Raw genomic sequence first — 14459 nt, 5'->3', positions numbered from 1 at the left:
ACCGGCGCCACGGGCCGGTGGGGAGCGCTACCGCTTGATGCGCCAGCCCCTGGTCAGGACGTCGAAGCGCTCCTTGGTGGTCTCGCGTTCGGCGGCGGGCCCGGTGACGTACAGCGCGTACTCGGGGCCGGTCTCGTCGACGTAGAGCATGTCCACCGCGTACCGGGGGCCGGGCGTCCTGCCCTTCTCGCGGAAGGTGAACTCCAGGACGCCGCTCCTCCGGTCGCGGTAGGTGTCCTGTTCCAGGCGCTCCCGCCGGAAGTCGGGGAGCTGCTTGCCGAGGCCCTTCTCCAACTGGACGAGGTGGTCGTAGGGGTTGTCGTAGTCGGGCGTGGGATCGACGTTGATGCGGATCATGTGGCGGCCGTCGTCCGGCGTGTAGTCGTACTGGTTCGGCCCGGTCTGCTTCCGCTGCCAGCCCTTCGGCACGGGCAGGCTGAACCGGCTCTCGCCGACCTCGCGCCAGCCGGCCGGAAGCGTGTCCTTCGTCGGCTCGCCCTTGCCGGTCTCCTTGGCGGTGTCCTTGCCGGACTCCTTGCCGGCTTCCTGGTCCTGCCCCTTGGTGGACTCGCCGCCGCCCTGCCGGCCTCCGGAGACGGAGGCCTGGTCGTCGCCGGTGGAGGTGTCGCCGCCCTTCCACTGGAGCACGCCGAAGACGGCCCCGCCGCCGATGGCCGCCGCCGCCAGCACCACGAGCAGCACCTTGCCCGGCGACTTGCCCTGCGCGGACGACGGGGAGGACGGTGGCGTCGGCGACGGCGGGTACGGCTGCGGATACGCGGGGGCCTGCGGCGACGTGTGCGGGAACGGCGGCGCCTGCCCGCCGGACGACGCGTGCGGATGTCCGGTCGGGTGCGTGTGCCCGGCCGACGGGTGCTGGTGGGCGGGCGGGTAGGGGTACTGCTGCGGTACGTTCACCGCCTCCGGCTGCGGCGTCGTCGGCGGCATCGGCGTCACGGGGTTCAGCTCCTCCTGGGACACCGCCCGCGTCGGTACGTACTCCTGCGCCGCCCGGGGCCGCCGCCCCTCCCGCACCTCCCACAGCATCCGCTCCGTCTCGGCCGCCGAGGGGCGTTCACCGGCCTCCTTGTGCAGCAGGGCGGTGATCACCGGGGCGAGCGCCCCCGCGTGGTACGACGGCGAGGGCTCCTCCGCCACCACCGCCTGCATGGTGCTGATCGGCGAGGTCCTGCGGAACGGCGAGCGCTCCTCGACCGCCGTGTAGAGCGTCGCGCCGAGCGCCCACAGGTCGGAGGCGGGTCCCGGGTCCTCGCCCCGGATGCGCTCGGGGGCCAAGTAGTCCAGCGAGCCGACCAGTTCACCGGTCCTGGTGATCGTGGAGTCGCCCTCGATGGCGGCGATGCCGAAGTCGGTGAGCAGCACCCGCCCGTCCTTGGCCAGCATCACGTTGCCCGGCTTCACGTCCCGGTGCAGCACGCCGACCCCGTGCGCGGCCCGCAGCGCGCCCAGGACCTGCAGGCCGATCCGGGCCGCCTCCTGCGGGGAGACGCTGCCGGTCTCCTTGAGGGCGTCCGCGAGGGAGGGCCCGTCCACGTACTCCATGACGATCCACGGACGGTCGTCGTGCTCCAGCACGTCGTGCACGGTGACGACGCCCGGGTGGTTGATGCGGGCGGCGGCCCGCGCCTCCTTCTGGGTGCGGGCGTGCAGCACGATCCGGTCGGCCTCGGCGGCGTACAGTCCGGCCCGCAACTCCTTGACGGCGACGGTGCGGTGCAGCACTTCGTCCCTGGCCCGCCAGACCCGGCCCATGCCGCCGCTGCCCAGGACGTCGCCCAGCCGGTAGCGGCCGGCGAGCAGTTCGCCCGTCCGTATGCCGCTTCCCGCGCCGTCCGCCGCGTTCCTGCCGCCTGCGTTCTCCGCGTGCCCCGCGTGTTCCACGATCCCGCCCACCGCCCCGTGTCTCGGCGACCCAGATTACGGATCGCGGGCGCGGACGGGGAACACAGGGGCGATCAGCGAGACCGCACCGTGATGCCGCGCGGCCGGAACCGGGGGCGCGGAACTCAGGACGTGGGCCGGTAGTGCGGGGCCGCCGCCTCGTAGACCCGGGTGACCTCGTCGCGCTGCGAGTCCGGCCCGATGACCTGGACGATGTGGTACTTCTCGTTGAAGATCATCACCCGGTTGCGGACGAAGACCCACCGCGTGCTGCGGTCCCGCCACTTGAACTGCGCCTCGGCGCCCGCCTGTCGGCCGACGCCGATGCTGCGCAGGCCCTCGCTGGTGGCCCAGGTGGAGTCGCGCAGCGGCTGCGTCTCGGGCTCCGTCTTGAGCTGGTACTCCATGGGGTCGGGCCCCATCTCCCTGACGGTGTCCCGGCCCGGCACGACGACGAGTTCGATGTCGCCGTTGTAGTAGCGCACCTGGCCGTTGCTGCCCGCCTCGCGCCGCCAGTTCTTGCCGACGGCGATCTCGAAGCCCTTCGCGTCCTTGACCAGTTCGTACCCGGGCGTCAGCCCGGAGTCCGCGGTGCGCTCGGGCGGTGGCGCGGGCTCGGACGCCCTGCCGGACTCCTCGGGCGGCTCGCCGTCGGACGTCTGCGCGGGCTGCGGGGGCTGCTGCGACCGCGCGGGCTGCCCGCTGCCGGTGTTCTGGCCGTTGGCCGCCCCCTGGTCCTGCGGCATGAACTTCACCGCGTACACCACGGCCGCCGCCAGCACCGCGAACACCAGCACGAGCAGCCACCGCCCCAGTGAGCGCGGCTGCCGGGCCCCGATGCGCGGCTCGCGGGGGCCGCGCTGCGGCCTGGGCGGCCGGGCGGGTTCGGCCTTCGCCGCACCCTTGGGCTGCTTGTGCCGGTGCCGGCCCTGGTTCGCGGCGCTCTTCCCCTTGCCCTTGCGCCTGCGGACGAGTTCGCCCCTGCGCCGTACGATCGGCAGCCGCGCCGCGTCGGGCGGCGAGGGCACCGGCACGACCTTGGCGCCCGCCTCCGGCTCCGGCGCCGAGCGCACCAGGGACCGCAGCCAGCCGCGCAGTTCCTCGAAGTCGGGCCGCTCGGTGGGGTCCTGACGCAGCAGCGACTCCACGACGGGCCGCAGCGGACCGCAGTCCTCCGCGAAGGCGGGCGGCTCGGCGCACACCATCTGCACCAGCTCGGCCGCGTTGTCCTCCGGATAGGGGGCGTGGCCCTGCACGACGCGGAACAGCAGCGCGCCGAGCGCCCACAGGTCGGTGGCGGGCCCGATCGGGGGCGCGAGCTGCCAGTTGACGTGCACCGGGCCCGCCTGCTCGGGCGCCCAGCGTTCGGTGACCGCGCCGACGACGTTGATGCGGGTCTGCCGGGCACGCTCGGCGGCCAGCGGCGTGCTCGGGCCCCGGTAGGGCAGCCCGGCGATGACGTCGTCCCAGCGCCCGCCGCCCTTCGACGGCCGCTGCTCGGGCTTGTGGCCCGGCGCGGGAAGCTGCGCGCGGGCCGCGTGGGGTGCGCCCGGCGCCGGGGCGGGGCGGCCGTGGCGCATGTCGTCGGCGCGCAGGGCCTCGCCGCCGGCGCCGCTCCCGCCCCGGGGCACCGCGCCGTGCCAGCCCGCGCCGGGCGCGGACTCACCGGCCCGCTCGACACCGGCGCCGGGGGCGCTCGCCGTCGTACGGGAGTCCTCGGACGCACGGGAAGCGCCGGACGTACGGGAGCCCTCGGACGTGCGGAGGGCCTCCGGCGTGCGGGGGGCGTCGGGCGTGCGCGGCGGTGCGCCCGGGGCGGAGGCCGGGCGGCCGGTGGTCCCGGGGTACGGCGGGGCCGCGCCCGGGCGTTGGCCCAGCGGGGCGACGGCGGGGGTGCGGGGGCGGTCCGGCGGGTCGCCGTAGGGGGATATCGGGCCCGTGCCAGCGCCGTAGTCCGCGGCGGGCGGCCGGCCGCCGTCCTGGTCCTGGAGGTACGGCCCACGGGCCGGGTCGGCCTGGCGGCGCTGCTCCTCGGTCGCCTGGACCGCCGCCCGCGCGCCCGCCCGGTAAGCGGCTATGGCCCCGGCCCTGGCGGCTCTGGGGTCCTGCGCGGGGGGCCGCTCCTCGCTCTGGAAGGCGGAGGGGAGCGCCGGAAGGGCGGGGCGCTCGGCGGTCTCCTCCTCACCCGGGGCGACGTGCCCGCGAGGCACCGGGACCGTACCGTCCGACCAGCCGCCGTCCTGCGTGCCGGGGTCGGCGGGGGCGCGGCCGGGAATCGGGGCGTACCCGCACAACGCCTCCTCGGCGGCGCCCGCCGCGAGACCGGTGAGCACGATGCGGCCGTCGTCGCAGACCAGCACGGTGCGCACGGTGATGTTGCGGTGGGTCCAGCCGTGCGCGTGCAGCACGCGCAGCGCGGTCAGCACGTCGGAGGCGACCTCGGCGGCCCGGTAGGGGCTGAGCGGGGCCTCGGCGAGCAGGGCGGCGAGCGGACGCGCGGAGACCAGCTCGCTGACGATCCACAGCGAGCCGTCCTCCTGGAAGACGTCGTAGACCTGGTCTATCCGGGGGTGGTCGGGGATCTGCGCGACCGCCTCCACGGCCTCGACGGCGCGCAGCACGGTCGGATCGGTGGCGCGGGGCGGCGTCCCGCGCCCGGGGACGTTGCGCCGGTGGACGGGCGCGCCGTCGGCGTCGAGGAACTCGGCGTCCACCACTTCCGGCAGCGGCACCTGGCGGACCAGGACCTCCTGGCCGCTGTGGGTGTCGAAGGCGCGCGTCTCCACGAGGTCGTACTCGTCGGAGGGGGGCAGCGGAAGGCGGTAGCGATCGGCAAGCACCCGTCCCGCGTACTCGTCCACGACGCCTCCCCCATGTGCGCGTTCGCCCGCCGCTCCTGACCGGCGGAACCGTCCACCGAGACCGTGCGGGCCGTCCGAAGCCGTCAATTCCGGTCCTTTACCGGCCCATTGCGGCTGCGTACGGTCCACGGGGTCTCACGATACGTGGCAATACCCCGTTGCGCGGCGGTGTCACCTCATCCCGGCAAAGTCGCCGCTCAGCCGGTCGGCTTGAACGTGGCGAAGGCGGTGTCGCGGAGCTGCTTGCACTCGGGGCCGTCCCACTCGTCGGCGGGGCAGCTCACCATGATCGCGTAGCCGCGCTTGTCGTCGACCTTGAAGCCGCGGTTGAGGACGTGCGTCCGGCGGCCCTGCTCGGTGCGCTCGAAGTGCCAGTCGGCGGTCGAGGGGTAGCCGTTGTAGTCCACCGGCTCGATGCCGATCTGCTTGAAGTCACTGCTGGAGCGGGCGACGGAGGTGACCGCCCCGAACCAGGCGGCGGCCGCGTTGGGGCCGGGGGTGGGGGTGAAGTCGACCTGGACGCGCGGGAAGCCGCCCTTCTCCTTGTTGTATATGCCGCCCGAGTTCTTGCCCGCTATGTCCGTGCGGCGGAACCCCTCGGGCATCGCCATCGTGAAGTGGAAGCGGTCGTCGGTGACGGTCGTGTAGCCCGCGGGGGCCGCGCCGTCGGCGGGCTTGCCCTGGTCCGGCGTGCCGGGGGGCGTGCTGCCGCCGGTGCCCTTGTCCGGGGCGGCGGTGTTCTTGTCCTTGTCCTTGTCCTTGGCGGGGTCCTTCGCCGGGTCCTTGTCCGCGTTCTTGGAGTCGCCGCCGGCGGTGGCGCCGCTGGTCTGCGCGCCGCCCTTGCCGGTGGCGCCCGGGTCCTGGTCCTGGCCGCTGAGGGCGATGACGAGCACGGTGGCGAGGACGGCGAGGACCGCGACCAGCGCGACGGCCAGGAGGACCTTCTTGCGCGTGTCGGGTGACATCCCGCCGGTCGTGCCGGGCGGCGTGCCGCCGGAACCGGAACCCGTTCCGCTGGACTGCATCGCGGCGGTCGCCGCACCCGCCGCGGCGGGGCCCGCCACCGCGGGAGCGACGGGGGCCGCCGCGGCGGCCGAGGCGGCGGCGGGTTTCGTGACCTTGGGGGCCTTCTGCGCCTTGGCCGCCTTCGGCGGGCGCGGGGCGGACCTCTCCTCCGGGACCGGCGGAAGCGGAACCAGCTTCGTGGCGTCGGAGCGGGCCAGTTCGTCCCCGGCGGCGTCCGCCTCGTCCAGGCGGACCAGCACGTCGTTCAGCAGGGCGCGGGCGCCCGCGTCGTCGAGGCGCTGCTCGGGGTCCTTGGCGAGGAGGCCGTAGATGACGTCCTCCAGCGGGCCCGCGTGCTTGGGCGGGTCCACCGGCTCGGTCATCACGGCGGTCAGGGTGGCGATCGCCGAACCCTTGTCGTACGGCGGAACGCCTTCCACCGAGGCGTAGATGAGCCCGCCGAGCGACCACATGTCGGCGGCGGGGCCGGGCTTGTGGCCGCGCGCCCGCTCCGGGGAGATGTACGAGGGCGCGCCGACGAGCATGCCGGTGGAGGTGATCGAGGGGTCGCCCTCGACCTGGGCGATGCCGAAGTCGGTCAGGACGACCCGGCCGTCCTCGGCGATCAGCACGTTGGAGGGCTTGACGTCGCGGTGCAGGATGCCCTGGCGGTGGGCGGCGCGCAGCACGTCGAGGATGGCGAGGCCGACCTCGGCGGCGCGGCGGGGCGTCAGCAGGCCGTCCTCGCGGATGGCTTCGGCGAGGGACTTGCCCTCGATCAGCTCCATCACGATCCACGGACGGTCGTCCTCGTCGACGACGTCGAAGACGGTGACCGCGCCGTGGTTGCGGATCCGGGCGATCGCCTTGGCCTCGCGCAGGGTGCGGGTGATCAGGCGGCGCTTCTCGTCCTCGTCGATGGCGGTGGGGAAGCGCAGTTCCTTGACGGCGACGGTGCGGCCCAGCGTCTCGTCGACGGCACGCCAGACGGTGCCCATGCCGCCCCGCCCCAGCACGTCGCCGAGCCGGTAGCGCCCGGCGAGCAACCGCCCCTCGACCTCCTTGGAGGTGTCGGACGCGGCGTCCCTGGCTGCCTCGGAGGCGGCCTCGTCGGACACGGCGCTGTTCCGGCGACCGCTGCCGGCCCTGGCCTCACGGACCTTGGCGTCACCGGCCTTGGGGGCGGAGGCCGGCTTGGCATCGGCGGCCTTGGAACCGGTCACCGGCTTGGCATCGGCGGCCTTGGGGGCGGACGCCGACTGGGCGTCACCAGCCCTGGAGCCGATCACCGGCTTGGCCTCCGCGGCCTTGGAACCGGACGCCGGCTTGGCGTCGCTCGTCGCCCTGGGGTCACGGGCCTTGGCGTCTCCGGCGGCGCGCTCGGGGCCACCCGCGGTCCCGGGGCCGCCCACCGGCCCGGAATCGCTCGCCGGCCTGGCGCCCGGCACCTTGGGACCGGCCACGGCCTCGTCGCCGGGCCGGGGCCCGTCGCCCCGGGGTCCGTCCGCCCGCGAGCCGTCGCCCCGGGGAGCGACACCCCGAGGCGCACCCGTCCCGGCGTCCCGCCCGCCGCCGGACGCAGCATCCCGCTTCTCGTCGGACACGGCATCCTGCGTGCTCTTCCGCGACTGCTCCGGCTCGTCCGACATGCGTCCCCTCTGCGATCCCTGATCTTCGCCCCGCGCCCCGGCCGTACACACATGTACGCACTCGTTACGCACGCGTACGCACATGCCGCAGACCTTCTCGGCAGCTTCTCCGACGATGCGGCAACCCGCCCTGGCAGAGCCCCCATTGTCCCCCACGCACGGACCGCCAACACCCCCGGGGCGCGACGGACAACCGCCGCACCCCGCACCCGCTCTCCCGTGCGGACCTCCCGTACGGATATCCCGTCAGATACCCGTACGGAATCCACCCGGACCGGCGCCGGACACCGGCACCTCGTCCCCGTCCTCCTTACAGCGGCACGATGTCCGGCGCGCCCAGCCGGGCCGCGTCCGCCGTCAGGTCGTCGGGCTGGCGCTGCGACTCGCGTTCGGCCTCCACCCGCTTCTGGTAGTGCTCCACCTCCCGCTCCACCTGTCCCTTGTCCCACCCGAGCACCGGCGCCATCAGCTCCGCGCACTCCAGCGCGCTGAGCGTGCCCCGGTCGAAGGTCTCGATCGAGATGCGGGTGCGCCGGGTCAGCACGTCGTCCAGGTGCCGGGCCCCCTCGTGCGAGGCGGCGTAGACGACCTCCGCCCGCAGGTAGTCGTCCGCCCCGGTCACCGGCTCGCCCAGACCGGGGTCCCCGGCGATCAGCTCCAGCACCTCCTCGGCCAGCGATCCGTACCTGTTCAGCAGGTGCTCCACCCGCACCACGTGCAGCCCCGTACGGGCGGCGATCCTCGCCCGGGCGTTCCACATCGCCCGGTAGCCCTCGGCCCCGGCCAGCGGCACGTCCTCGGTGACGCACTCCGCGACCCGCACGTCCAGCGCGTGCACGGCCTCGTCCACGGCGTCCTTCGCCATCACCCGGTACGTCGTGTACTTGCCGCCCGCGACCACCACCAGGCCCGGCACCGGGTGGGCGACCGTGTGCTCCCGGGAGAGCTTGCTGGTGGCGTCCGACTCACCGGCCAGCAGCGGCCGCAGGCCGGCGTACACGCCCTGCACGTCGTCGCGGGTCAGCGGAACGGCCAGCACGGAATTCACGTGCTCCAGCAGATAGTCGATATCGGCACTGGAAGCCGCGGGATGCGCCTTGTCCAGATCCCAATCGGTGTCCGTCGTCCCGACAATCCAGTGCCTGCCCCACGGAATGACGAAAAGGACCGATTTCTCGGTGCGCAAAATCAATCCGGTCGACGAATGAATTCGATCTTTCGGTACGACGAGATGAATTCCCTTGGAGGCGCGGACGTGGAACTGCCCGCGTTCCCCGATGAGCGCCTGGGTGTCGTCCGTCCACACCCCGGTCGCGTTGACCACCTGCTTGGCGCGGATCTCGTACTCGCCCTGCGCCTCCACGTCCTGGACCCGCACCCCGACGACCCGCTCGCCCTCGCGCAGGAAGCCGATCACCCGGGCCCGGTTGGCGACGTGCGCGCCGTAGGCGGCGGCGGTCCGCACCAGGGTCGCCACGTAGCGGGCGTCGTCCATCTGCGCGTCGTAGTACTGCAGGGCCCCGGTCAGCGCGTCCTTCTTCAACGCCGGTGCCACCCGCAGCGCGTGCCGCCGCGTCAGGTGACGGTGCATCGGCAGGCCGCGCCCGTGCCCCGAGGACACCGACATCGCGTCGTACAGCGCCACGCCCGAGCCCGCGTACCAGCGCTCCCACCCCTTGTGCTGGAGCGGGTAGAGGAAGGGCACCGGCTTCACCAGGTGCGGCGCGAGCCGCTCCAGCAGCAGCCCCCGCTCCTTCAGCGCCTCCCGCACGAGGGCGAAGTCGAGCATCTCCAGATAGCGCAGGCCGCCGTGGATCAGCTTGCTGGAGCGGCTGGAGGTGCCCGAGGCCCAGTCGCGGGCCTCGACCAGGCCGGTGGACAGGCCCCGGGTCACGGCGTCCAGCGCCGTGCCCGCACCGACCACGCCCGCGCCCACCACCAGCACGTCCAGTTCCCGTTCGGCCATCGCGGCGAGCGCCTCGTCGCGCTCGGCCGGTCCCAGTGTCGCTGTCCTCACTGCTGCCTCCCGTTGGTGCGGTTGGTGCGGCTGGTGCGCTTGGTGCGGTGGTCCCGTACAGGTACGAGCCGGGTCACTCCCCCCGATTCTCGCCGCAGGCGGCCGCTTCAGCCACCGCCTGTGGACAACGGGGGGACGAAGGGGAGGCGCGAAGGGGGTGACGAGGGACGGCCCGAGCCGCAAATCCCCCATCACGGTCATATTTACGCCTAGTCTGACATTTCCTCGGCTCGAACTGTCCACAGCGGTTGCGCACCGACCCGCCCTCGGTTAAGGGCGATCCCGGCGCCCCTGCGGACTCAAGGGAAGGACGGCTCACGCCATGCCCGCAGATCTCGCCGTCATCGGACTCGGTCACCTCGGTCTCCCTCTCGCCCAGGCCGCCGTCGCCGCCGGCATCGCCACCATCGGTTACGACACCGATCCGCGTTCCGTCGCCGAGCTCGCGGCCGGCCGCCCGCCCGTCGAGGGCTCGCTCACCGCCGCCGAGATCCGCCGGATGCTCGCCCGGGGCTTCCGCCCCACCACCGACCCCGCCGAGCTGGGCCGGGTCCGTACCGCCGTGATCTGCGCCCCCACCCGGATCGGCCCGGACCGCACCCTCGACCTGTCCGCCGTCGAGGCCGCCGCCCGCACGCTCGCCGCCCGGCTGCGCCCGCACACCACCGTTCTGCTGGAGTCGGCCGCCTACCCCGGCGCCACCGAAGAATTCCTGCGCCCCCTCCTGGAGCAGGGCTCGGGCCTGCGGGCCGGCCGCGACTTCCACCTCGCCCACTCCCCCAGCCGCCTGGACCCCGGCAACCGCACCCACGGCTACGCCCACACCCCCAAGGTGATCGGCGGCCTCACCTCCGCCTGCACCGAGTCCGCCGCCGCCTTCTACGGCCGCCTCACCGACAAGGTCGTCCGCGCCCGGGGCCCCCGCGAGGCCGAGACCGTCGCCGTACTCGAAACCAACTACCGGCACGTCAACATCGCCTTCGCCAACGAGATGGCCGTCCTCTGCCACGACCTCGGCGTCGACCTCTGGGACGTCATCCGCTGCGCCGAGACCAAGCCCTACGGCTTCCAGGCCTTCCGCCCCGGGCCCGGGGTCGGCGGCCACAGCCTGCCCCTCGACCCCAACTACCTCTCGTACAACAGCCGCACCCCCGGCCACCCGCTGCGCATGGTGGGCCTCGCCCAGGAGATCAACGGACGGATGCCCGCGTACGTCATCCAGCGCTGCGCCACCCTCCTCAACGAGCACGGCAAGTCCGCCCGGGGCGCCCGCGTCCTGCTCCTCGGCGTCTCCTACAAGCCCGACCTCGCCGACCAGGAGAACTCCCCCGCCCCCGAGATCGCCTCCCGGCTGCGCGACATGGGCGCCCACCTCACCTACCACGACCCGTACGTGCCGCACTGGCGCGTGCGCGACGTGCCCGTCCCGCGCGCCGACTCCCTCTACGAGGCGGCGGCGGCGGCCGACCTCACGATCCTGCTCCAGAACCACCGCACGTACGACCTCCAGGGCCTGGCCGTGAAGGCCCAACTCCTCCTGGACACCCGGGGCGCGAGCCCGGCGGGCGCGGCGCACCGGCTCTGACCGGCCACTCCGCCCCCTCCCCGCCCGCGGCGTCCGGCGCGGGCCCGCCGATACGGGCTTGTCCGCACACTCCCCCCACCACCTATGATCCGGCGGTGCCCCCTGCTCCGCCGTCCGCACGGCCCCAGTTCGACCCGCTGGTCGTCTCGCCCCCGCTCGCCCGCGCCCGCCACCTGACGGGCGCCCGGGACTGGCCGGGTCTGGTCCGGTACTTCGCCGCCCTCGACCACCCGGACGAGGAGGCCGCGGCCTGCCGGACCGTGGGCGGCACCCACGGCAGCGAAACGTTTCTGCGGCAGGTGGCGGACCTGTATCCGGCCGACCCGCTGCCCCGCGTGCTGCTGGCGGACCGGCTGATCTCGCTGGGCTGGGAGATCCGCAGCGGCGCCCGCGCCCAGCACGTGACGGCGGCTCAGTTCGAGCAGTTCCACGCCCACTTGCGGCAGGCCGAACAGCTCCTCATCGCGGTGTGCGCGCAGTACCCCGCGTACGCGCTCGCCTGGTACCTGCGCGGCATCACCGCCCGCGGCCTGGAACTCGGCCAGAGCGAGGCCCGCCGCCGCTACGACCGCCTCGCCGCCCACCACCCGCACCACTACCCGGCGCAGCGCCAGCTCCTGCAGCAGTCGTGCCCCAAGTGGGGCGGCTCCTGGGAGGCCGCACACGGCTTCGCCGAGGCGTGCGCGCGGGCCGCGCCGCCCGGCAGCCAGAGCCCCGCGGTCGTCGCCGAGGCCCACTTCGAGCACTGGAGCGACCTGGACGGCGCCGAGGCCACCGGCTACCTGCGCCGCCCCGACGTCCGCGACTCCCTCCTGAACGCCGCCGCCGCGTCCGTGCTGCACCCGTCCTTCCGGCCGGGCTTCCACGGCGTCACCGCGCACACCTACTTCGCGTTCGCGCACTCCGTCGCGGGCCGCCACGCCGAGGCCGCCCCGCACTTCCGCGCGCTCGGCAACTGCGCGGACGAGCACCCGTGGCTCTTCCTCCCCGGCCGCGACGCCGCCGCCGCGTTCTCCAAGCACCGCGCGTCCGCGCTCGGGAGAGGCTGACCATGACGCACTACGACGTCCCCCTGTACGAGGGCCCCGCGCACTGCCCGACGCCGGTGGCCGAACACCCCGACGGCATCCGCCTCCTGGAGGTCCAGGGGGTACGGGTCCTGCTCGCCCCGCGCCCGGGCCCGGTCTCCGCCGGGCTCTTCTTCCGCGTGGGCCGCGCCGACGAGACCCTCGCCACCGCCGGCCTCACCCACCTCGTGGAGCACCTCGCCCTGCACCGGCACGGCCTCTCCGACCTGCACTACAACGGCGCCACCGCCGCCACGTACACCCATTTCCACGTCGACGGCGACCTCGCCGACGTCGCCGCCCACCTCAACGGCGTCTGCGCCGCCCTGCGCGACCTCCCTCTGGAACGTCTGGAGACCGAGCGCGAGATCCTGCGCACCGAGGCCGCCCACCGCGGGCACGGCGCGAACCACCAGATGGCGCTGTGGCGCTACGGCGCGCGCGGCCACGGCCTGCTCAGTTACCCTGAACACGGCCTGTGGCACCTGGGCCCCGAGCACGTACGGCACTGGGCGCGGACCCGCTTCACACGGGAGAACGCCGTCCTGTGGATCACCAGCGACACCCTCCCCGCCGGGCTCGACCTCACCCTGCCCACCGGCCCGCCGCACCCCGTGCCGCAGGTCCACTCCGCGCTGCCGCAGACCCCCGCGTACTTCCGCGGCGCATCCGGCGTCGTCGTCATGGACGCGGTCGTCCGGCGCTCCACCGCGGCCGGCCTGTTCGCCGACGTGCTGGGCCGGGTGCTCTTCCGCGAACTGCGCCAGGAGGGCGGCTTCTCCTACACGGCGACCGCCGACTACTCCCCGCGCGACGCCGGCTTCGCCACGATCACCGCCCTCGCGGACGCCCTGCCGCAGAAGCAGGACGCCGTCGTCGGCGGCTTCGTCGACGTCCTGGCCGCGCTGCGCGCGGGCCGTGTCGCCCAGGCCGACCTGGACGCCGTACGGACGGCCAAGCTGCGGCAGTTCGAGACGCCGGACCTGGCGGCGGCCCTGCTGCCCGCCCACGCCCTCTCCCTCCTCACCGGCCACCGCCGCGCCTCCGTCGCGGAACTCACCGCCGAACTGCACGCCGCCACCGTCGCCGACCTGCACGCGGTCGCCGAGCAGGTGTCCGCCGACGCCCTCCTCCAGGTCCCCACCCGGGGCGCCGACTGGGCGGGCTTCGCCGAGGCCCCGCAGCAGTCCGCCGAGATCGTCACCGGCCGCCGCTTCCCCGCGCTCGACGACAGCGGGGAGACGCTGATCATCCACCCGCAGGCCGTCACCCTGACCGCCCCGGGCAACGCGGTGACCGTCAAGTACGCGGAGTGCGCGGCCCTCCTCGTCCGCCCCGACGGCGCCCGGCACCTGACCGGCTTCGACGGCTTCACCCTGACCGTCGAGCCGACCCTCTTCCCCGTCACCCCCGCCGACCTCGCCGTCATCGACGCGGGAGTCCCCGCCCACGCGGTGGTCCCGATGCCGCCCCGCCCCCCGGAGGCCGTCCCGCAGCCGAACACCGGACGCGCCCGGTCCACCCTGTGGAAACGGGCCCGCCGCAGGCTCCGCCAGGGCTGACCCCGTCATCCGCACACCACCTGTCGGCACCGGCTGCTACCGTCAGCCCGCACAATCGAACTTACGCGCGCTTTACACACGTGCGCGCCCAGGGGGGAACCGTCCATGTCCTACTCCGCTCCGCCGCCCCAGCAGCCCGGCGGCAATCCGTACGGCCAACCGCCCGGCCCGTACGGCCGGCCGCAGCAGCCGGACCAGTTCCCGCAGGGCCAGTTCCCCGGCCGGCCGCAGGGCGGGCAGTCCGGCGGCTTCGGCGGCGGCCACCCGCGTCCCCCGGCACGCCGGGGCAACGTGGGGCTGGGCCTCCTGGCCGGACTGGCGGCGGCGCTGGTCGGCGGAGGGATCTACGCCGTGATCCTGAGCAACGTGACCTTCCAGGTCGGCTACTTCACCTTCGGCATCGGTCTCCTCGCCGGCCTGGTCGCGGCCAGGATCGCCGGCCCGAACCCGGTGGTGCCCGTGGTCACGGCGGTGTTCGCGCTGATCGCGGCCTACCTGGGCCAGATCCTGGGCATCGCGCTCCTCATCGGCAAGACCTTCGGCGGCGCTTCCTTCGTCGACGTGCTGGTCGAGGACTTCTCCGCCGTCCACGACCTGTGGCAGGAAAGCCTGGAGCCGATCAGCTTCCTCTTCTTCGCCCTGGCCGCCTTCGGCGCGGTGACCGGAGCCAAGAAGGCCGCCCGCTAGGGGCCCGCACACGCGAAGTGGCCCGGGGGGCCTCTCCTCCGTTAACCGGTTCCGCTTTTCTCGTTCCGGTAGGGATGGGAGGGGCTGCCGTGTATGTGTTTACCCCCGCCCCACCCGCCCTAGC

The 14459-nt window shown here is 74.2% G+C and carries 8 protein-coding genes; 4 read left to right on the top strand and 4 right to left on the bottom strand.

The window, feature by feature from the left end:
* Window positions 1–27: 27 nt before the first annotated feature.
* The 4 genes from ACZ56L_RS19665 to ACZ56L_RS19650 all read right to left on the bottom strand — a co-directional run bounded on the left by ACZ56L_RS19665 (window position 28) and on the right by ACZ56L_RS19650 (window position 9434).
* Window positions 28–1773, bottom strand: a complete 1746-nt coding sequence (locus ACZ56L_RS19665; protein ID WP_471065708.1) for a serine/threonine-protein kinase — start codon at window positions 1771–1773, stop codon at window positions 28–30.
* Window positions 1774–2027: 254 nt separating this feature from the next.
* Complete coding sequence (locus ACZ56L_RS19660) at window positions 2028–4763, bottom strand: protein kinase domain-containing protein (protein WP_471065294.1); 2736 nt, start codon at window positions 4761–4763, stop codon at window positions 2028–2030.
* 197 nt (window positions 4764–4960) lie between these two features.
* Window positions 4961–7417 (bottom strand): serine/threonine-protein kinase, encoded by a 2457-nt coding sequence (locus tag ACZ56L_RS19655; protein ID WP_471065292.1) that lies wholly within the window; start codon window positions 7415–7417, stop codon window positions 4961–4963.
* 310 nt (window positions 7418–7727) lie between these two features.
* Entirely contained in the window at window positions 7728–9434 is a 1707-nt protein-coding gene (locus ACZ56L_RS19650; RefSeq protein ID WP_345228894.1) for a glycerol-3-phosphate dehydrogenase/oxidase, read from the bottom strand.
* A gap of 322 nt (window positions 9435–9756) precedes the next feature.
* Between ACZ56L_RS19650 and ACZ56L_RS19645 the strand changes: the two genes are divergently transcribed.
* The 4 genes from ACZ56L_RS19645 (at window position 9757) to ACZ56L_RS19630 (ending at window position 14335) form a co-directional block, all read left to right on the top strand.
* On the top strand, window positions 9757–11019 hold the full coding sequence (locus ACZ56L_RS19645) for a nucleotide sugar dehydrogenase (RefSeq protein WP_471065290.1): 1263 nt from the start codon (window positions 9757–9759) through the stop codon (window positions 11017–11019).
* 95 nt (window positions 11020–11114) lie between these two features.
* Window positions 11115–12068: a hypothetical protein gene (locus ACZ56L_RS19640; RefSeq protein WP_471065288.1), complete on the top strand. Its 954-nt coding sequence runs from the start codon at window positions 11115–11117 to the stop codon at window positions 12066–12068.
* 2 nt (window positions 12069–12070) lie between these two features.
* Window positions 12071–13648, top strand: coding sequence for a M16 family metallopeptidase (locus ACZ56L_RS19635; protein ID WP_471065286.1), 1578 nt, complete (start codon window positions 12071–12073; stop codon window positions 13646–13648).
* 105 nt (window positions 13649–13753) lie between these two features.
* Window positions 13754–14335, top strand: a complete 582-nt coding sequence (locus ACZ56L_RS19630) for a hypothetical protein (RefSeq protein ID WP_471065284.1) — start codon at window positions 13754–13756, stop codon at window positions 14333–14335.
* Window positions 14336–14459 lie beyond the last annotated feature (124 nt).

This window comes from Streptomyces sp. NPDC039736, from assembly GCF_055596485.1.
This window is presented reverse-complemented; position numbering and strand designations above follow the sequence as displayed.

Excerpts from the sequence above, each read along its gene's own strand:
- ACZ56L_RS19665 (WP_471065708.1), bottom strand. The coding sequence starts at position 1,773 with ATGGGCCGGGTCTGGCGGGCCAGGGACGAAGTGCTGCACCGCACCGTC.
- ACZ56L_RS19655 (WP_471065292.1), bottom strand. The coding sequence starts at position 7,417 with ATGTCGGACGAGCCGGAGCAGTCGCGGAAGAGCACGCAGGATGCCGTG.
- ACZ56L_RS19635 (WP_471065286.1), top strand. The coding sequence starts at position 12,071 with ATGACGCACTACGACGTCCCCCTGTACGAGGGCCCCGCGCACTGCCCG.
- ACZ56L_RS19645 (WP_471065290.1), top strand. The coding sequence starts at position 9,757 with ATGCCCGCAGATCTCGCCGTCATCGGACTCGGTCACCTCGGTCTCCCT.
- ACZ56L_RS19630 (WP_471065284.1), top strand. The coding sequence starts at position 13,754 with ATGTCCTACTCCGCTCCGCCGCCCCAGCAGCCCGGCGGCAATCCGTAC.